We start from the raw sequence: 18,822 nt of genomic DNA on the forward strand, positions 1-18,822 counted from the left end.
TTCGAAAAGGCGGTCTTAGCGGGCCGCCTTTTTCGCGTCTTGACAGCAGCTTACGCGCGGCCAACCCTGTGCCAACGATCACAAACGGAGAATGCTATGGCGCGGCGTTTTGTGGACCTGTCCGTCCCGCTGGAAACCGGCATTGTATCGGACCCGCCGATCATGCTGCCCGAGATCGAATACCTGACCCATGACCAGACCGCCGAGCAGGTCATGGCCTTTTTCCCCGGCCTTGCGAAAGAAGACCTGCCAGGTGGCGAGGGTTGGGCGCTGGAACGTTTGCAAATCGCGACGCACAACGGCACCCATCTGGACGCGCCCTACCACCACCATTCCACAATGAACAAAGGCGAGAGGGCGATCACCATTGATGAGGTGCCGCTGGAATGGTGCATGAACCCCGGTGTCAAACTGGATTTCCGTCATTTCGAGGATGGCTATGTGGTTACCGCAGCGGATGTCGAGGCCGAACTGAAGCGGATCGGTCATACGCTGAACTCGTTGGATATCGTGGTGGTCAATACGTCTGCAGGGACACAGTATGGCCAACCTGACTATCTGATGAAAGGCTGCGGTATGGGACGTGAGGCGACCTTGTACCTGACAGAACGCGGGGTGCGGGTGACCGGAACAGATGCCTGGAGTTGGGACGCACCCTTCCCGCTGACCGCGCAGGAATATGCAGATACCAAAGACCCCTCGATCATCTGGGAAGGGCACCGCGCCTCGATGGAGATTGGGTATTGCCACATGGAAAAGCTGACCAATTTGGAAACGCTTCCGCCGACAGGGTTTGAAATTTCCTGTTTCCCTTTCAAGATCAAAGGTGCCTCGGCAGGGTTCATCCGCGCCGTTGCGATCTTTGAAGATCCGGACGAGTGAGGACTGTTCAGCCATGTCACAAGATACACAGCCGTTAGGTGGTCATGATGGCCCGTACGATGCGCCTGTTGAAATTCACGAGTTTGCGCTGCAACCAGACTGGATCGATTACAACGGGCATATGAATGTCGGCTACTATGGCGTCGCGTTCGACATGGCCTTCGAACGGCTGCTTGTCGATCAATTGGGTCTTGGCGAGCCCCAGGTCCAGGCGTTGGGGCAGGGGCCGTACGTCCTGCAATCCCACATGCAGTTCCTGCGTGAGGTGACCGACGACATGACGATCTATTTCCAGTTTCGATTGTTGGATGCAGATCACAAACGTGGGCACTATTTCGGTCAGATGATCTCGGCCCCCGACCAGACTGTATGTGCCACGCAAGAAGTGCTGTTCATGAATGTCAGCCACAGAACGGGTCGCTCTGAACCCTATCCGGATTGGGCGGTCACTCGGTTGGCACGGATGGTGTCGGATCACGCGTCTTTGCCACCCGCGCCCCAGATTGGGCAGCCGATTGGTATTCGCCGAAAATGACGCCCTAGTAATCGCGTTCGAAAAACACCCCGATGCCGGTTTCGCCGCGGCCATCAACTGTGCCTTTGACGGTAAAGTTGTCAGTCACATCCAAGTTCAGGTTCACTTCGGTGTCACCTTCGGTGTTGACGGTAAAGTCGGTATACAGGTTCTCACCCAGATAGGCGCCAGCCCCCAACCGGCCAGCACCACTTTCCGATGCGCCGACATCAATTGTATCCACGCCGGTGGATTCACGCAGACCCTTGGTTGCGTCGCCACCCGCGCCGCTGAGTTGTGCCAGCGACGCTGCCATCTGTGCGATCAGGAATGGCGATATTTCTGAGAACCGATTTCCAAACAGCAGCATTGCCAACGCCTCTTCAGCCGGGCGTTCGGGATCAGAGAACACATCCACTTCAGGTGAATCCAACGGTCCCGCAATCTCAATTGTTGCGGTGCCATCAGAGGTGCTGGCCGAGGATTCGAACTCGATGTAAGGCGTCAAGTCGCCCTGCAGCGTGACGATGCCTTTGGTCAGGGCCAGCCTACGGCCCAGAATGTCGAAATTGCCTCGGATCAATTCGATCTGACCCGATGGAACGACAGCAGCGGTGGTGCCACCGATGAAAATCCGTCCGCCCAGCTCTGCGTTCACGCCCCGCCCACGAACAAACACGGCTTTGGGGGCCAGCAGGCTGATGTCCAGCGCAATTCTGGAATTGCTTTGGCTAGCTTCTTCTGTGACAACCAGCCCCGCGCGTTCACGCGTAACAAAAGCAGAGCGGCTTTCGTTGATATGCTTTATCTCGGGGATTGGGGCTGCGCCGACCGCGCCTGCGGCGGCTGCAAGATTGATGTTTGTTTCGTCGAACGTGATTTGCCCGGCCAGTGAACTGTTTCCGGCCAAGGCCCCGGTCATTGCGATCTGGCCGTTCAAGGTGGTTTCGTAAAGCAACTGATCCGTTAGCACGAGACTGTTCAACGCGGTGGTGATCTGAGCGTTAAACGGTGGCGCGAGGTCAACAGGGCCGCTGACGGTAAAACCACCACCAGCCCGCACACCACCGCTGAGGTTGATGGTTGCACGGCTTTGCGCAAGATCGATCTGACCGCTGATACCGGTGATTGTCTGGCCAGCACCGGGAATGGCAACTGATGTGCCAGATGTGGTGATCGACCCGCTAAGAGAAGCCAAAGACGGTGCGCCATTCAAGGCCAGGTCGAAACGTGCCGACCCTTCGATCTTGTTGGGCGTTATAAAGATATTTGCAATCCCAAGATTGACCCCGCCCTGCGCGGTCAGATTGGCCTCTGTGCTGGTTTCATCGAAGGTTCCGGCGACGGTACTGGTTATGTCAGCAGGCCCTTCGGCTTTGGCATCGATGGTCCAAAGCCCATTGTCCCGCGTTGCGTTGCCCGATGCTGCGATGGTGCCCGGGAATTCAGGCACAAACCTTTCGATACGGTTGAACTTTGCGTCGAAATCCAGGTCCGCTGCGCCATTCGTGTCAACTGAACCCGCGACTTTGGCATAAGAGCTGTCAGGCCCCTGCAAATTGGCAGTGCCTTCGAAACCAGTGCTTGTGGGCGCAACGTTTCCATCCAGTTTCAATGGGCCTGTGAGGGTTTCTGACAGCCGTCCCAAATCGTCCAGGGCGGCTGTAAAGCTCAACCCTCCGGCGTCGCGGTCGAGTTTGCCGGAAGCCTCTGCCGACAGGGCAGTTCCCTTAAAACGGAAACTGCGGATATCAAGCCCTGCATCGCCATTCTGCGCATCCACGGTCAAGGTCGTGCGCCCTTGGATCAGTTTGTCAACGGTGTCGATTCCGGTTTTGATATCATTCGCATCAAGACTGCCTTTCACGTCAAAGCTCTTGCTGCCTACAGCACCTTTGCCCGAAAGGTCGGTTTTGATCGATCCGGCCAGATCGCGTTTGGCAAGGCCCGAGAACAAAGACAGGTTCGGGACATTCAGGCTGGCTTGTCCATCCACAGCCAGCGCGTTTGTCGGATCGTCGATCGTAGCTGCCGCTTGGGCCGTTAGGGCGGTTCCGTTCACCTTGGCGTCCCGGATCACGATTTGATCCTGGCTAAGCGCGCCATCAAAGGTAATTTCGGTCCGACCAACAAGCAGGGGGTCGATCTCGGACATACCAGTTTTGATGTCTCGGCTTGTTACGCTGGCGGTGCCGTCGAATTCCAGCGTCTGAACTGCGCCTTTACCGCTCAGCTGTGCCTGTATGGCACCGCCAAGCTCACGATTTGCAAGGCCGGAGAAGATGGAAAGATCCTGGGCATTAACCGTGGCCTGCCCGTCGATGGTCAGGTTGCCGCCGGGGGTCGTCACTGCGCCATCAGCTTTCGCGCGCAGTGTGTCGCCGATCAGGGTGAAGTCCCGGATCGTAATCCCATCTGCACTACGCTTAGCGTCGACAGTGATTTTGTTGTCGCCGCGAATGACGGGATCGATGTCATCACGCCCTGTGGACAGGTCATTACCCTCTACCTCGAGCTTGCCATCAAAGCTGCCCTCCAGAGGAGAGCCTTTCCCGACAAGCCGGGCAGAGGCTCGACCGCCAAGCTCCATCTGCGCGAGATCCGAAAACCGTGACAAGTCCGTCGCCTGCAACGTGGCTGTGCCATCTACGGCCAAACCGGTAGACAGGCCGCTGATCACCGCGTCCAGCCCCAGTTCATAATCAGAACCAACCAGCTCCACGCCAGACAGGTTTACCGTTTGATCACTGCCATAGGCGAACAAACCATCCAGCGTGACGCGCTCGCCCACGGCTGCGTTCAGCGCATCGTCAGCCAGGTCGATCCCGTCCAGAGCAGCCTGAAGATCGCCATCCAGTTGCAGGGCCGTCCCTTGTTCCAGCGTCCCCTGTGCCGAGATTTGCGCACGTTGCAAATCGATCTGTGGCGTCTTTATTCCGTTGGCCGTAAGGCTCAGGTCCCAAAGATTGCCGTTTTTCTCATCAAACAACGCTGAAATCTGTGCCGCCTCAATAGATGTTTCGCCCCCCGAAACCGGCAAAACCACGCTTTGCCCTTCCGGCGGCGTGATCCGCCCCTGCAAAGCGGCCAATTGCAGTTGGCCACCAGCAGCGAGTTGCAGTTCACCTTCGAGGTTCAGCGCTTGCGATGTCAGCTCAAGGTCGCTGATGTTCAGCGCGCCATCCGGCTCGGTTCGACCGTCCACGAACAACTGTGTTTTGGTGCCGAAAAACGTATCCATGTTGTCGGCGACAAAGGGTGTTAGATCACCGCCCAGATCGGCAGTAAAGGCAATGCCTTCATCTGCGCTTGCCGCAGCGTTCGGGGCTGAACGTAGTCGAACCTGCCCGGTCACACGCGGCTGGCCATCGCTGCTGAGACCAATATCGGCGGTGAAGTCGCTTACTGGCCCAGACCCTTTTGCGGTCAACCCAATGGGTGGGCTGTCTGGGATATTGAGAGCCGTCGAAATCAGGCCGCCCGCCGCCTCGGTCACTTGTAGGTCAAGGTCGATCTGGCTGTCGGCGTTCTGAAATCCTGCGCTTAGCTTGATTTCGTCCCCGGCGCGGTCCAGGCGCGTGATATCAAGATTGGTGTCCAGCGTGCCATCCGCCAACGACAGGTTACCATTCACTGCCAACTCTGCCGCAACGCCGATCAGCGGCTCGCCCAGAGACAGTTCGCTGATGCTGATTTCACCGATTTCAATTGCGACGGGAAGTTCGGGCAGTTGAAAGGCTTGCGTTTCGGCTGCTGGGGGCGGCGTATCTTTGGTGGTTGTGCCCGGGGTGCGGGCGATGTCAATTTCCTGTGCAGTCAGGGCGTTGACGGAAAACCGGCCACGGATCAATGCCAGTCGGTTCCAGTCCAGCACGGCATCCTTAATGGTCAGCCAGACCCCCTCGTCATCGGCAACAGTGATCTCGTCGATTGTAGCCCGCGAACTCAGCGCGCCTTGCAGACCCGAGACCGTCACGTTTTGATCGTCTCCTGACAGCGTGTCCTGCAGGAACCTTTCGATCATGCTGCCGCCTTCATCCTCCTGCGCCAGTCCGGCGACAGGTGCAAACGTCAGCGTTCCGATCAGCAGAGTATATGAAAGGTGCCGTTTCAAAATGCCTGTCCGATCCCGATGTAAAACTGCAGGCCGTCCCCGGTGGGGCCACTCACCGGATAGGCGAGATCAAGTCGTAAAGGTCCAAATCCGCCCAGATCATATCTTACGCCGATACCGGCGCCGGCGTGATCTTCTGCACCGCTGCCAATGAACGAGGACGTATCGACAACACCGTAGTCATAAAACCCGACCAGTGACAGGCTATCAGTGATCTTGCCGCGGATTTCGCCAGACAAACCGATAAACGACTTGCCGCCTGCGATGCCGGTTCCGACTGGAATGCCAAGGCTTTCGAAGGGTTGCCCGCGAACAGTGCCCGCGCCGCCCGAGAAGAACAGAAAATCGGGCGTTACGCCATCTGCAGGCGGGCCGATGACTGAGCCCAATTGCGCGCGCCCGGCCAGAACGATCCGACCGCCGGTCCCCAGGCTTGTATAAGCCCGGCCATCAAAGAACAGGCGGATACCGGTGTCCGTTCCGGAAATTCCGACAAAGGGCATGACTTGCGAATCCAAATAAAACCCCCGCGTGGCGCTGACTTTGCTGTCGCGTTGGTCCCATTCAGATCGGAAGGGCAGGATGAAATACCTGAACTTGCGACCGCTGCCATAGGCGTCATCGGCGTTTGAAAGTTGAAATCCGGCGGACGCCTCGGCATACAAATTGTCGGAAAAGGTGCGGCGTGCACCATAGGCCAAGGACGCAACCGATACGTTGTAGTTTTCCGTGTTGCGCCGTTCCAGCAATGCGCTCCAGAACGTGTTGTCGTCCGGCCCGAGGCGATCCGGTTGATCCAGGCGCAACCCGATCCGGCCATCGATATCCTCGGCCCCGCCGATATTGCGTATCGCCGCTTCAAATCGCAAACGCTCGGCACGTTTGAACATGTTGCGATGGGTCCAGGTCGCGGTGACGTCAACGCCATCGCGCGAGGCCAGTTCGACCCCGAAGGTCAACCGTCGCTTGGGCAGGTCCTCGAACGTGGCATCGAAGTCCAACGTTCCATCCGGGTTTGGTGTCTCGCGCTCTTGCAGCGAGACGACGTTGAACGTGCCGGTGCGGCGCAGACGCGTTCCGACCTTTTGGATCTTTTCAGGCGAATAAACCTCGCCACTTGGGAAACCAGCGATCTTTTCGATGGATGTGTGGCGCACATCTGTGTCGCCCTTGATAAACATCTTGCCAAATGTCAGCCTGCGCCCAGGTTCCAGCGTGACTTGAGCGTCCAGCTGCGCCTGTGAATGACGCGCGATGACGGTTTGCCCAGCGACCCCGGCCTTTGCATGGCCTGCATCCCGCCATCCTTGCACACCGGCCGAGGTGGCCTGCTGAATTGCACCGGTTGTGGCCAGTTTGCCGGTGGCAAACTCTTCCGGCAGAACGGTTTCAGGGGCCAGTGGCTGCACTGTGGCAGTGCCAAATTTAAAGCTGGGTCCAGTCTCAACCGTAATTGCTGCTCGGTCGATTTTAGCAGGCACGGTCAACGAACTTATCTCGGCGGCTTCCTGACCGTCTAATTTGATGCTGACGACAGGGCTGAAATACCCCTCATCATAGAGAATCTGCACAATTGTGCGGTAATCCGACAGCGCGGCGGAAAGGATTTCAAGCGGGGTGTCCAGGCCGCGCTCTTCTGCCGTGGTGACGGATGACGTCTCTTTCAGGCGATCCACCAGCTCCTTGGACGCACCTGGTGCAGTCAGAGAGGTTTCCAATGCCAGTGACACGTTTGGAGCCAACGCCAAAACAGCGACACCCAGCCAGCGCCTCAGACGGCCTTGCGGCTTGCTCCCTTGCATGAATTGCCCCAAATGTCCCAGTTCCAAATATCATACACCGTGTTTGCCACGGACCTTTGCATTCAGGTTAGAGCATCTGAGCGCGATCTGGGAAAGAGATTATCAGCCAGATGCGAAATTTTGGGGCAAATTGCGTTTCTGCTACAGTCCTGCGTTGCGCACCCACCGGATGATGGCCTGGCGGTCTTCTGGTTCCATGTAGGTTACGTTTGCCGGGGGCATCGCGTGGGTTACGCCCGCCTGCAAATAGATTTGCTTTGCATTTCTGGCGATGTCGGCCTCGGTTTCCAAAAGCACACCCTTCGGGGCCCAAAGAATGCCCTCCCACACCGGCTCGCGCGCGTGACACATCGAGCAGCGCCCAAGAACAATGTCATGGGCGTCTTCGAACCCGTCCGCATCAGCAAATTTCTGTTCATATGGTGTTAGTGGCTGTGCCTCTGCCTCTTCCAGCGGCTGGTACATCGGGGCTGTCGACAGCCACATGATGGCAATGAACAGCAGCGCCGTGGCCAACCAGGTCCAGGTGGGATTGCCGGCGCGTGCATGGCGGGTGTTGAAATAGTGCCGGATGGTGACGCCCATCAGGAACACAAGCGCGGCGATGATCCAGTTGTATTCCGTCGCAAAAGCCAGCGGGTAATGGTTTGACAGCATCAGGAACAGGACGGGCAAAGTCAGGTAGTTGTTGTGCGTCGAGCGCAGTTTGGCGATCTTGCCGTATTTCGGATCCGGTGTGCGCCCGTTTTTCAGATCATCCACCACAATGCGTTGATTGGGCATGATGATGAAGAAAACGTTTGCCGTCATGATCGTGGCGGTGAACGCGCCCAGATGCAGCATCATCGCACGCCCGGTGAAGATCTGGTTGTAGCCCCAACCCATCGCGACCAGCAGCACGAACAGCAAAACCATCAGCAAAGTGGGGCGTTCCCCAAGCCCGGACTTGCACAGAAAATCATAGACCAGCCATCCAACGGTCAGCGAGGCTGCCGAGATCAGAATACCTTGCCAAAGGGCCAGATCGGCCTTTTCCGCATCGATCAGATACAGCTCTCCTCCAACCCAGTAGACGATCATCAGCAGCGCTGCACCGCTGAGCCAGGTTGAATAGCTTTCCCATTTGAACCAGGTCAGGTTATCGGGCATCCGTTCAGGGGCCACCAGGTACTTTTGGATATGGTAGAAGCCGCCGCCATGCACCTGCCATTCCTCGCCATCCGCCGGACCCGGAATATTGCGGTTCAGCCCCAGGTCCAACGCGATGAAATAAAATGAGGATCCGATCCAGGCCATGGCGGTGATCACGTGCAACCAGCGCACGGCAAACGCCATCCAGTCCCAGAACACTGCAAAGTCGTACATTTCAGAGGTCTCCGATTGGTTGCCACCACACTAGGCAAACAGGCTTTTCTTCGGTATTCCCGTATATTGTCAAACTGTATCAAAAAAAACGAAAAGATGTCCTATCTCGATAACATCCGCACCTTTGTCAGGGTCTACGATCTGGGCAGCATGTCCGCCGCGGGGCGAGACCTGCGAATTTCTCCGGCTGTGACTTCAGCGCGGATTTCTCAGCTTGAGGATCACTTAGGCGTACGCCTTTTTCAGCGTACGACCCGCAATCTGTCTCCGACCGAGCAAGGCAAAGCGTTTTATCCCGGAGCTGTCGCGGTTCTGGACGCGGTGGATGATGCCGAGGCTAAGGTGACCCATCTGACCGAAGCCCCACGTGGATCATTGTTTGCGGCGGCGCCGCTGGGGGTGGGTCGCCGTCTGCTGGCACCGCATGTTCCTGATTTTCTGGCTGCGTACCCAGAAGTAGACGTGCGCTTGCGCCTGACGGACCGGTCTGTCGACCTGACAACCGAAGGGCTGGATCTGGCGTTCTTTATCGGCCAACCCGAAGACAGCACCCTACGCATCCGTAAGATCGCAGATTGTCAGCGCGTGCTTTGTGCCGCCCCCGACTATGTATCGCGACGCGGAATGCCATCAACCGGTGCTGATCTGGTCGCCGACAAACACGAATGCCTGAACCTGCGCTTTCCGGGAGCGGCCGAGTTTCAATGGATGCTTGAAACCCCCGAGGGACCGAAACGTTTTGCGGTGTCGGGTCGGTTTGAATGCGATGATGGAGACGTGCTGACAGATTGGGCTTTGTCAGGGCAAGGGATTGCAATGAAACCCGTTTTTGAAGTCGCCGAACACCTCAGATCGGGACGCCTGGTCCCGGTTGCAACGGAAACGCCGCCGGTTTCTGTGCAAATGGCCTGTCTTTACACGCACCGGCGACATCAAGATCCGAAGGCTCGCTTGTTCATGGACTTCATGATCGAACGGATCGGAAAAATCGTTCGAAGCGCCGAGCTCCCAGCTTAAGACCTCAGCTCTCGATCAGCTCCCGCGATAGGTCGAATAGCCGTAGGGCGAAAGCAGAAGCGGGACATGGTAATGCGCCTCTGCATCGGACATGCCGAACCGGATGGGTACCTGATCCAGAAACAAGGGATCGTCTCCGTCCTGACCTGTTGCACGCAGGTAATCGCCTGCAAAGAAAATCAGTTCGTAAGTGCCTGTTTTAAATGCGTCCTGCGGCAATATTGGGCTGTCGGTACGGCCATCCGCGTTGGTTTCCATCTCAACCAGTTTGCGATGAGAGTTGCCGGACACGCGGTAAAGCGCGATTTTCAGCCCCACGGCAGGGCAGCCACGTGCGGTATCCAAAACATGGGTTGTCAAATAGCCTGCCACCGGTCTCTCCTATCATGTGCCTTTTGATTTTTGACAGTCTGGCGCAAAGTTCGAAACAGTTGAAATGCCGAAAGAACCGGAAACAGCGTTCGGATTGATTTGATAATCAAAGGCTGTGTTCTGGGGTAAGTCTGTTGGAAACAGAAATAGAAATGGACCATACCATGCAGCCGCCGCGTTACCCCCGGGACATGATCGGATACGGAGCACACCCTCCGCAGGCGAAGTGGCCGGGCGGGGCCAAGTTGGCCGTTCAGATTGTGCTGAACTATGAAGAGGGTGGCGAAAACTGCGTGCTGCACGGCGATGACGCGTCCGAGGCGTTTTTGTCCGAGATCGTGGGAGCCGCGCAGTGGCCGGGTCAGCGGCACTGGAATATGGAGTCGATCTATGAATACGGCGCCCGCGCCGGGTTCTGGCGTTTGCATCGGCTGATGAAGGATCTTCCGATCACGGTGTATGGCGTGGCGACTTCTCTGGCGCGGTCGCCCGATCAGGTGGCGGCGATGAAATCCGCTGGTTGGGAAATTGCCAGCCACGGTCTCAAGTGGGTCGAACACAAAGATATGACCCCGGACGAAGAACGCGCACAAATAGCCGAGGCCATACGTTTGCACACAGAAGTTGTCGGTGAACGTCCGCGCGGGTGGTACACGGGGCGCTGTTCTGAAAACACGGTGCGTCTGGTCGCGGAAGAGGGCGGGTTTGCCTATGTCGCCGACACCTATGCGGACGATCTTCCTTATTGGTTGCAGACAGGTGGGCGGGATCAGTTGATCGTGCCATACACACTGGATTGCAACGACATGCGTTTTGCCACCCCGCAGGGGTTCAATTCGGGTGATCAGTTCTTCGCGTACCTGAAAGACAGTTTTGATGCACTGTACGCTGAGGGTGAGGCGGGCGTTCCCAAGATGCTCTCGATCGGTTTGCATTGCCGCCTGATTGGCCGACCGGGGCGTGTGATGGCGCTGAAACGGTTCTTGGACTATGCACGGGGATTTGCCGATGTCTGGTTCGCAACGCGATTGCAAATCGCGCAACATTGGGCAACCTCCTATCCGCCGGTGCATCGCGTGCGTCCGTCACAGATGGACCGCACCGCGTTTGTCGAGGCATTTGGCGGTATTTTTGAGCATTCGGCCTGGATTGCTGACCGCGCCTTTGATCTGGAGCTGGGCCCGGCACATGACACCGCAGGCGGGTTGCACAACGCGCTGACGCGCATGTTCCGTTCGGCTTCAGAAGACGAGCGTTTGGGCGTTCTGACCGCGCATCCGGATCTGGCGGGCAAGCTGGCGCAGGCCAAGCGGCTGACACAGGAAAGCACGTCTGAACAGGCGTCAGCGGGTTTGGACGCACTGACCGATGCCGAGCGTGAGGCGTTTACCGATCTGAACCAGCGCTACACGCAGGCATTCGGGTTCCCTTTCATAATTGCGGTACGGGACCATAACAAAGCGTCGATCCTCGAAGCCTTTCAGCGACGCATTGAACAGGATCGCACAACGGAATTTGCCGAAGCCTGCCGTCAGGTTGAACGGATCGCCGAGTTTCGTCTGAGGGATGTGTTGCCCGCATGACCCGGCAGATCGTGACAGAAATAATCTCGGCAGACGCATTTGCCCCTTTTGGCGATTTGATCGAGGCGTCTGGACCGCCCGACAAGATCATCAACCAAGGGCAATGCGGGCGGTTTCACGACCGCGCGCGGTTGGATTTTTCTGATGGTCGGGCTGGGCTGAGCCTGTTCAACGCCAACCCCCGTTCATTGCCCTACACGCTTGAGATGGTCGAGCGCCATCCGGATGGCAGTCAGGCTTTCATTCCCATGACGCATCAGCCTTTTCTGGTGGTCGTCGCGGCAGACAATGCCGGGGAACCGGGCGTTCCGCGCGCGTTCATAACCAAGCCGGGCCAGATGGTGAATTACCACCGCGGTACATGGCATGGCGTTCTGACACCTCTACATGGCCCGGGTCTGTTTGCGGTGGTGGACAGGATCGGCACCGGATCAAATCTGGAAGAACACTGGTTCGACACACCCTATGAGGTGGTGCCGAAACCCAACGAAGCCGCGGGATAAGCGGCAATACCCCCGTGAACTCTGACTGAGAGGACAGTGCCCATGGCCGAAACTTCAATTGGAACACCCGAACAGCTTCGGGATCCGAATTTCACACCCGCGCTGCACAAGGCGATTCCACTGGGTATTCAGCACGTTCTGGCGATGTTCGTCTCAAACGTGACACCTGCAATCATTGTCGCTGGCGCAGCTGGGTTTGGGTTTGGTTCGAACTCGCCTGATTTCCCAGAGCTTTTGTACTTGATCCAGATGTCGATGCTATTTGCCGGCGTGGCAACGTTGTTGCAGACGGTCACTGTGGGTCCGGTTGGGGCAGCGTTGCCGATTGTTCAGGGAACAAGTTTCGCCTTTCTGCCGATCATGATCCCTCTTGTGGCGGGCAAAGGGGTCGACGGGTTGGCAGCTTTGTTCGGGGGCGTGATCATCGGCGGTGTGTTCCATGCCTGTCTGGGGGCTGTCATCGGGAAGATACGCTTCGCTCTGCCGCCGCTGGTGACCGGTCTTGTGGTCACAATGATCGGTCTGGCGTTGGTCAAGGTTGGCATCCAGTACGCTGCTGGAGGGGTTCCGGCGATCGGCACACCAGAATACGGGTCAATGCTGAACTGGTCAGCGGCGATGGTCGTTGTTGTTGTAACGCTTGCGTTGAAATTCTTCGCCAGGGGTATGCTTTCAGTTTCAGCAGTCTTGATTGGTCTGGCGGTTGGATACCTTTACGCATTGATGGTCGGAATGGTGACCTTTGAAGCGATTGGTGCAAGCTGGGGTCGCGCTTCGGCGTTTGCTCTGCCTGTTCCGTTTAAATACGGGTTTGAATTCTCATTTGCAGCTGTGATCGGTTTCTGCCTCATGGCTTTTGTGTCTGCCATCGAAACTGTTGGCGATGTTTCGGGCGTGACCAAAGGTGGTGCAGGTCGAGAAGCGACAGATGAAGAAATCTCGGGTGCTACTTACGCCGATGGTTTCGGTTCAGCGCTGGCCGGTGTATTCGGCGGATTGCCCAACACGTCGTTCAGCCAAAATGTCGGTCTGATCGCGATGACCGGCGTGATGAGCCGCCATGTCGTGACCATTGGTGCCTTGTTCCTGATCCTGTGCGGGTTGGTTCCCAAGGTCGGTGCAATCATCCGGACCATTCCAATTGAGGTGTTGGGCGGGGGCGTCATCGTCATGTTCGGGATGGTTGTGGCTGCGGGTATTTCGATGCTGTCTGACGTCGACTGGAACCGTCGCAATATGGTGATTTTTGCAATCTCGCTTTCCATCGGATTCGGGTTGCAGCTTGAACCCGATGCAGTTCAGCACTTGCCGGACACGCTGGGTATCCTGATGAAAAGTGGGTTGTTGCCTGCGGCGGTTATTGCCATCGTACTCAATCTCGTTCTGCCGGAAGAGCTTACGGACGAGGCCACAGAAGAAGTATCTGGTGGGATGTCCGGGCACGGTTCCGGTAGTTTGTCGGGGCACAAATAACCAAGCCGACGCCGGATCGCACACGCAATTGCGGGGCGCGGTCCGGCTATTGGGCAGCCATAAGGCGGGCCACGTCCAGCATGCGCGCCGAGAAACCCCATTCATTGTCGTACCAGCCAAAGACCCTCACCTGGTTTTCTCCGACCATTCGGGTTTCAGTGCCGGCGATGACTAGAGATTCCGAGCGTGCGCGAAGGTCGGACGAGACCAGCGGCATGTCTGTCCAGCCAAGGACCGGGGATGCAGCAACGGCCTCTTTCAGCGCCTCTTCAAAGGCATCCGCGCTCAGGCCCCGTTCCAGTGTCACTATTAGGTCCACGGCAGACACACTTGCTGTAGGAACGCGGACAGCCGCCCCAGAGATGCGCCCGGCCAGATGCGGCAGAACGACGTCTATCAAGTGCATGGCGCTCGATGTGGTGGGCACCATCGATAGGGCACCTGCACGTGAGCGGGCGAGGTCGCCGCGTGGGGCGTCTACCATGGGCTGACTATTGGTGTAGCAGTGGATTGTCGTCATGTGCCCTGCCGCAACACCGCCGATATCGTCGATGACCTTGACCAGCGGCACCAACCCATTGGTGGTGCAGGACGCGTTTGAAACGATCCGGGCGCTTCCCAATTGCTCCTCGTTGGCTCCGAGAACAATGGTGACATCGGCAGCAGGCGAAGGACCCGAGATCAGGACTTTGCCAGCCCCTGCGGTCAGACCACGGCGCGCAACGTCAGAGCTGCGGGCAATGCCTGTACAATCCAGCATCACGTCCACGCCCGACAGATCAACGCGAGTCAGATCGGCACTGTGCGTCATTGGGATCGTCCGCCCATCCACAATCAGCGCGGCATCCCCTTGGGACACATCACCGGGATAAGGGCCGAATGTGCTGTCGTACTTGAACAGGTAAGCGCATGTTTCCAGCGGAGCTATGTCATTGATCAGCACCAGCTCGATATCTGACCCTTGCGGCAAGGCCAGAACCTGCCGCAGGATCGTGCGGCCGATACGGCCGAATCCGTTAATCGCGAGTTTCATGCGCAAGCTATGGCAGGGTGGTCAGGCGACCTCAATGCCCTAACTGACGTTCTGTCAGTTGCAGCTGACCTGCGAAAAGAACTGGCCCGATATGTTCTGATACATGCTGGCCACGATCGGTTTGCACCCGGTTGCCTGCTGAATTGCGGCGATGGCCTGAAGCGTGCGCAAACGTGGCGGGGGGCCAAACGGGTTGAGGTTGTTGTTGTCACGCGTGGCGCGGTACACAACCGGCGCGTCAGAGACCTGTGTCACCGCCCAGGTGCGGCTCATGACGAACACGGACTTGGTCTCTTCCTTGGCGGAAAGGGGCGAGGTGAAAAGGGTCGCAGATGCGGCGATGGCCAGCAGGGCAGGGCGCAGTTTCATGGAACAATCTCCAATGCTTAAAATCAGAATTTGCTTGGATTTCAGCAAATTCCGGCGCGCGTGTGAAGCCCCGAAGCCACAAATTCACGGCACACCTTTGCGAGCCACCTGTTTACCTTAGGGCAAAGACAACGGCATGTGCCGATTGACGTCCTTATACAGCAGATACCGGAATCGCCCCGGACCACCTGCATAACAGGCTTGCGGGCAGAAGGCGCGCAACCACATGTAATCGCCCGCTTCAACCTCGACCCAGTCCTGATTGAGGCGATAGACGGCTTTGCCTTCCAGCACATAGAGCCCGTGCTCCATCACATGGGTCTCGGCAAACGGGATGACCCCGCCGGGTTCGAAATTGACGATGTTCACATGCATGTCATGGCGCAGGTCCTGAGGGTCGGCAAACCGCGTGGTCGACCAGCGGCCCTGTGTTCCCGGCATTTCGACCGGTGTCACGTCTCGCTCGTTGGTTATGATCGGATCGGGCAAAGGCAGCCCGGGCACCGACTGATAGGCTTTGCGGACCCAATGGAACCGGGCGACTGCGTCACCCGTGTTGTGCAATGCCCAGTCGCTTCCCGGTGGAATATAGGCATACCCCCCTGTTTCCAATACATGTTTTTCGGCATTCAGGGTTAAGGTGACAGCCCCCTCGACCACAAAGAGAACGGCCTGGGCCTGTGCTTCGGTTTCAGGCTGGTCGCTGCCACCGCCGGGTTGTACCTCCATGATGTATTGCGAGAACGTTTCGGCGAAACCACTGAGCGGACGCGACAGAACCCACAGGCGCGTGCCTTCCCAGAAAGGCAGGGAGCTGGTGACGATGTCGCGCATCGTGCCTTTGGGAATGACCGCATAAGCGTCCGTGAACATGGCGCGGTCGGTCAACAGTTGGTCCTGACCGGGATGGCCCCCGGTTGGGGCAAAATAGGTTGGGTTGGTCATCATGAGCCTCTGGGTCGTTTGTACGGCACTATGGGCGCAAAGACCGAGCGCAGATAGGTCCACCGGCGCGATAGGTTTGTTCGGGATAATTTGAAGGTCGACGTCAGGGGCTTGGCCCTGCAGCGGCAGCGGTATATCCTTGGACACAAATGATTTCAGTTCTGTGAGGCCGCTATGAAAGCCCAGTTTTTGCCCGCAATCGTCGCTTGTGGTGTTCTTTTGATGACCAGTTTGGCAGACGCCAAGCCCCTATCGCGAATCATTGCAGAGATGGGCTTGTCGCCTGCGGATTTCGAAGTGGTCAACGTAACCGCGAACACATTGCTGACCAGTGGTACGCCATCCGTGGGTCAGGAACGGGCCTGGAAAAATGACGACACCGGATCAAAAGGCACGATCCGGGTGCAAAATGTGCAGGGGAACTGCGTCAGCCTTCAACACATAATTCAGCCGGAAGGTGGGGATCAGAGCCGCGAGATCAGAACCCGCCGGTGCAATGACGGCAATGGCAACTGGATTCTCACGCCCTGATCTGCGGTACGGGCCTCAATAGCCCTGAGCTCGATCCACCTCATGCAGCAAGGGCGCGCCAGAGTTGAGCCGTTGAAAGTTCTCGGCGACGTCTGAAAGCGCGTCGCCCAGATGCCACCCCGAGACATGCGGTGTGATCGTCACGCCGGGATGGGCCCATAACGGGCTGCCCTGCGGCAGAGGTTCCACTGATGAAACGTCCAGCACGGCATGAGCCGGTGTGCCTTTGTCCAGCGCTTCGATCAGGGCGGCTTCGTCAATCAGATCCCCGCGCCCGGCGTTCAGCAACTGGCTACTGGGTTTCATCGACTCCAGCGTTTTTGCGTCGAACAAACCAACGGTTTGTGGTGTCGAAGGCAAAATAGCACACACATGATCGCATTGACCCAAAAGCTCGGGCAGGGTGTCTTGTCCATGCAGACAGGTCACACCTTCTATGGATTTTGGTGTGCGGCTCCAACCCATGACCTGAAATCCGATGGCCCGCAGCATCAAAGCGGTGCGGGCACCGATATGGCCCAGACCCAGAACACCTACGACTGTGTCGGGTGTAAAGATCGGCTCTCGCGGCGACCATTCCGACCGGGCTTGGGCGGCCTCATGGAACGCCATATGCCGTTGGCGGCGCAGGATGTAAGCCACAAACCACTCGGCGATACCCTGTGCCGGTGCATCTGGCTTTAGACGCGCGATGCGGACATGGGCTGGAAGGTCGGGATGGCTTACAATGGTTTCCACGCCCGCCCCCAACTTCTGAACAAGCCTCAGGTTCGGCAAGCGTGTGGGATGGTCGCTTTGCATATTGACCAAGGCCAACATCGTGATGTCTTCGGGGTTTCCAAGCGTTTCAGGGGTGCGGATATCCGCATCGGGTGCAGCAGCCTGCAATTTGGCGGCAATTTCACTGTCGCCTATCCAATCGGACAACCCGGTTTCGATCAACAACGCCATGCGCAGCTCCTGCTTTGATTTTGAAGTGGTGACGTCCCGTCACTGCGGTGGACAGGCTTGGGGCAGTTAAGCCATCCTTGCCGCGAAAGTATAGCCCCGTCTCGATGTACCAGGAGGATGCGTCCGTGAACATGTCATTTACCCTGCGCGAGGAAAATCGCGTTCTTCTGCAACGTGTTGCCGATATGATTCGGGATGAGGTCATGCCGTTGGAAGAAGAGTATCACGCCGAAATCAACAAGGGCGACCGCTGGCAGTACACACAGCGCCAAGCCGAAATTCTTGAAGGGCTAAAGGCCAAGGCCAAGGCGGCGGGGTTGTGGAATTTCTGGCTGACCGACAGTGACAAGGGATTTGGGCTGACCACCGTCGAATACGCCTATTTCGCCGAGGAGATGGGCAAGACCCCCCTGGGGGCCGAAGTGTTCAACTGCTCGGCCCCGGATACCGGAAATATGGAAGTTTTCGAACGCTACGGGTCTGAGAAGATGAAAGAGCAATGGCTGAAGCCTTTGCTCGAAGGTGAGATCCGGTCTGCCTATTTAATGACCGAACCTGATGTGGCCTCGTCTGACGCGACCAATGTGTCGATGTCCTGTGTGCGGGACGGGGATGACTATGTCCTCAATGGTGAAAAATGGTGGTCTTCGGGCGCGGGCGATCCGCGATGTAAAGTCTATATCGTGATGGTCAAAACCGGCGGCGACGAACAGCCCAAACACAAGCGGCAATCGATGATCGTGGTGCCTGCAGACGCTCCAGGGATCGAGGTTTTGCGCCCCATGCAGGTTTACGGACACGATGATGCACCACACGGCCACATGCATATCCGTTTCACCAACGTACGCGTTCCGGCCGAAAACATTCTGCTGGGCGAAGGGCGCGGGTTCGAGATTGCGCAAGGTCGCCTTGGGCCGGGCCGCATCCACCACTGTATGCGCGCCATCGGACAGGCCGAAAGCGCGCTGGAGCAGATGTGCAAACGGTCGCTGCAACGCGAGGCGTTTGGCAAGAAACTGGCGCAGCTCGGGGCCAATTACGACATTATTGCCGAATGCCGGATGGAGATCGAGATGGCCCGGTTGCTGTGCCTGAAAGCCGCTTGGTACATGGATCAGGGCGACGCGCGGGCAGCCGCACCTTGGATCAGCCAGATCAAGGTCGTTGCACCAAAAGTTGCGCTGAAGGTGATCGACGAAGCGGTACAGATGTTCGGTGCGCAGGGCATCAGTCAGGACACACCGCTTGCGACGGCCTGGACCCATGTGCGGACCCTGCGATTGGCCGATGGGCCAGATGCGGTGCATCGCCGTCAGGTGGCGCGGGCCGAGTTGAAGAAATATACGCAAGAAAAGATCTGAGGGGGCC

16 protein-coding genes are annotated in these 18,822 nt (G+C 57.6%); 8 read left to right on the plus strand and 8 right to left on the minus strand.

The annotated features are described in order from the left end of the window. The first annotated feature begins 96 nt into the window (after positions 1-96). Both GOV89_RS10165 and GOV89_RS10170 read left to right on the plus strand, forming a co-directional pair. The gene (locus GOV89_RS10165) at positions 97-882 is read left to right on the plus strand and encodes a cyclase family protein (protein ID WP_171238104.1); all 786 of its coding nucleotides are present in this window, start codon (positions 97-99) and stop codon (positions 880-882) included. 13 nt (positions 883-895) lie between these two features. Beyond that, entirely contained in the window at positions 896-1,417 is a 522-nt protein-coding gene (locus tag GOV89_RS10170) for a thioesterase family protein (RefSeq protein ID WP_171235341.1), read from the plus strand. A 4-nt stretch (positions 1,418-1,421) separates the two neighbouring features. On the opposite strand, the gene GOV89_RS10175 is transcribed toward GOV89_RS10170, so the two are convergent. From GOV89_RS10175 to GOV89_RS10185, 3 genes are all read right to left on the minus strand, one after another. After that, positions 1,422-5,510, minus strand: coding sequence for a translocation/assembly module TamB domain-containing protein (locus GOV89_RS10175; RefSeq protein ID WP_254451516.1), 4,089 nt, complete (start codon positions 5,508-5,510; stop codon positions 1,422-1,424). Beyond that, complete coding sequence (locus tag GOV89_RS10180) at positions 5,507-7,312, minus strand: autotransporter assembly complex family protein (protein ID WP_171238105.1); 1,806 nt, start codon at positions 7,310-7,312, stop codon at positions 5,507-5,509. The genes GOV89_RS10175 and GOV89_RS10180 overlap by 4 nt, the downstream gene beginning before the upstream one ends. Positions 7,313-7,453: 141 nt before the next feature. After that, a complete protein-coding gene (locus tag GOV89_RS10185) occupies positions 7,454-8,677 on the minus strand; it encodes a urate hydroxylase PuuD (protein ID WP_171238106.1) in 1,224 nt (407 codons plus the stop codon). A gap of 96 nt (positions 8,678-8,773) precedes the next feature. Here GOV89_RS10185 and GOV89_RS10190 point away from each other — a divergent pair, with 96 nt between their 5' ends. Further along, positions 8,774-9,694: a LysR family transcriptional regulator gene (locus GOV89_RS10190; protein ID WP_171238107.1), complete on the plus strand. Its 921-nt coding sequence runs from the start codon at positions 8,774-8,776 to the stop codon at positions 9,692-9,694. A gap of 15 nt (positions 9,695-9,709) precedes the next feature. Here GOV89_RS10190 and uraH read toward each other — a convergent pair whose 3' ends face one another. Then, on the minus strand, positions 9,710-10,066 hold the full coding sequence (uraH, locus tag GOV89_RS10195) for a hydroxyisourate hydrolase (RefSeq protein WP_171238108.1): 357 nt from the start codon (positions 10,064-10,066) through the stop codon (positions 9,710-9,712). Positions 10,067-10,230: 164 nt separating this feature from the next. Between uraH and puuE the strand changes: the two genes are divergently transcribed. The 3 genes from puuE to GOV89_RS10210 are packed head-to-tail and all read left to right on the plus strand — an operon-like array spanning position 10,231 to position 13,625. After that, positions 10,231-11,649, plus strand: a complete 1,419-nt coding sequence (gene puuE / locus GOV89_RS10200; protein ID WP_171238109.1) for an allantoinase PuuE — start codon at positions 10,231-10,233, stop codon at positions 11,647-11,649. Beyond that, entirely contained in the window at positions 11,646-12,152 is a 507-nt protein-coding gene (locus GOV89_RS10205; protein WP_171178035.1) for an ureidoglycolate lyase, read from the plus strand. Before puuE ends, GOV89_RS10205 begins: the two co-directional genes overlap by 4 nt. Positions 12,153-12,194: 42 nt before the next feature. Next, on the plus strand, positions 12,195-13,625 hold the full coding sequence (locus tag GOV89_RS10210) for a uracil-xanthine permease family protein (RefSeq protein ID WP_171178033.1): 1,431 nt from the start codon (positions 12,195-12,197) through the stop codon (positions 13,623-13,625). Positions 13,626-13,671: 46 nt separating this feature from the next. Here the strand turns inward: GOV89_RS10210 and GOV89_RS10215 are convergent, their stop codons facing one another. From GOV89_RS10215 to GOV89_RS10225, 3 genes are all read right to left on the minus strand, one after another. Next, positions 13,672-14,658: a type I glyceraldehyde-3-phosphate dehydrogenase gene (locus GOV89_RS10215; protein WP_171238110.1), complete on the minus strand. Its 987-nt coding sequence runs from the start codon at positions 14,656-14,658 to the stop codon at positions 13,672-13,674. Positions 14,659-14,712: 54 nt separating this feature from the next. After that, a complete protein-coding gene (locus GOV89_RS10220; RefSeq protein WP_171238111.1) occupies positions 14,713-15,027 on the minus strand; it encodes a hypothetical protein in 315 nt (104 codons plus the stop codon). A 117-nt stretch (positions 15,028-15,144) separates the two neighbouring features. Beyond that, a complete protein-coding gene (locus GOV89_RS10225) occupies positions 15,145-15,972 on the minus strand; it encodes a bifunctional allantoicase/(S)-ureidoglycine aminohydrolase (RefSeq protein WP_171178027.1) in 828 nt (275 codons plus the stop codon). Positions 15,973-16,146: 174 nt separating this feature from the next. Here GOV89_RS10225 and GOV89_RS10230 point away from each other — a divergent pair, with 174 nt between their 5' ends. Then, a complete protein-coding gene (locus GOV89_RS10230) occupies positions 16,147-16,503 on the plus strand; it encodes a hypothetical protein (RefSeq protein ID WP_171178025.1) in 357 nt (118 codons plus the stop codon). A gap of 15 nt (positions 16,504-16,518) precedes the next feature. Here GOV89_RS10230 and GOV89_RS10235 read toward each other — a convergent pair whose 3' ends face one another. Further along, positions 16,519-17,454, minus strand: coding sequence for a glyoxylate/hydroxypyruvate reductase A (locus GOV89_RS10235; protein ID WP_171238112.1), 936 nt, complete (start codon positions 17,452-17,454; stop codon positions 16,519-16,521). A 131-nt stretch (positions 17,455-17,585) separates the two neighbouring features. Here GOV89_RS10235 and GOV89_RS10240 point away from each other — a divergent pair, with 131 nt between their 5' ends. Further along, on the plus strand, positions 17,586-18,815 hold the full coding sequence (locus tag GOV89_RS10240; RefSeq protein ID WP_254451518.1) for an acyl-CoA dehydrogenase family protein: 1,230 nt from the start codon (positions 17,586-17,588) through the stop codon (positions 18,813-18,815). Positions 18,816-18,822 lie beyond the last annotated feature (7 nt).

It is taken from the genome of Ruegeria sp. HKCCA5763 (assembly GCF_013034545.1).
Taxonomy (GTDB): domain Bacteria; phylum Pseudomonadota; class Alphaproteobacteria; order Rhodobacterales; family Rhodobacteraceae; genus Ruegeria.

Excerpts from the sequence above, each read along its gene's own strand:
- GOV89_RS10165 (WP_171238104.1), top strand. The coding sequence starts at position 97 with ATGGCGCGGCGTTTTGTGGACCTGTCCGTCCCGCTGGAAACCGGCATT.
- GOV89_RS10170 (WP_171235341.1), top strand. The coding sequence starts at position 896 with ATGTCACAAGATACACAGCCGTTAGGTGGTCATGATGGCCCGTACGAT.
- GOV89_RS10180 (WP_171238105.1), bottom strand. The coding sequence starts at position 7,312 with ATGCAAGGGAGCAAGCCGCAAGGCCGTCTGAGGCGCTGGCTGGGTGTC.
- GOV89_RS10185 (WP_171238106.1), bottom strand. The coding sequence starts at position 8,677 with ATGTACGACTTTGCAGTGTTCTGGGACTGGATGGCGTTTGCCGTGCGC.
- GOV89_RS10190 (WP_171238107.1), top strand. The coding sequence starts at position 8,774 with ATGTCCTATCTCGATAACATCCGCACCTTTGTCAGGGTCTACGATCTG.
- puuE (WP_171238109.1), top strand. The coding sequence starts at position 10,231 with ATGCAGCCGCCGCGTTACCCCCGGGACATGATCGGATACGGAGCACAC.
- GOV89_RS10205 (WP_171178035.1), top strand. The coding sequence starts at position 11,646 with ATGACCCGGCAGATCGTGACAGAAATAATCTCGGCAGACGCATTTGCC.
- GOV89_RS10210 (WP_171178033.1), top strand. The coding sequence starts at position 12,195 with ATGGCCGAAACTTCAATTGGAACACCCGAACAGCTTCGGGATCCGAAT.
- GOV89_RS10215 (WP_171238110.1), bottom strand. The coding sequence starts at position 14,658 with ATGAAACTCGCGATTAACGGATTCGGCCGTATCGGCCGCACGATCCTG.
- GOV89_RS10220 (WP_171238111.1), bottom strand. The coding sequence starts at position 15,027 with ATGAAACTGCGCCCTGCCCTGCTGGCCATCGCCGCATCTGCGACCCTT.
- GOV89_RS10225 (WP_171178027.1), bottom strand. The coding sequence starts at position 15,972 with ATGACCAACCCAACCTATTTTGCCCCAACCGGGGGCCATCCCGGTCAG.
- GOV89_RS10230 (WP_171178025.1), top strand. The coding sequence starts at position 16,147 with ATGAAAGCCCAGTTTTTGCCCGCAATCGTCGCTTGTGGTGTTCTTTTG.
- GOV89_RS10235 (WP_171238112.1), bottom strand. The coding sequence starts at position 17,454 with ATGGCGTTGTTGATCGAAACCGGGTTGTCCGATTGGATAGGCGACAGT.
- GOV89_RS10240 (WP_254451518.1), top strand. The coding sequence starts at position 17,586 with ATGTCATTTACCCTGCGCGAGGAAAATCGCGTTCTTCTGCAACGTGTT.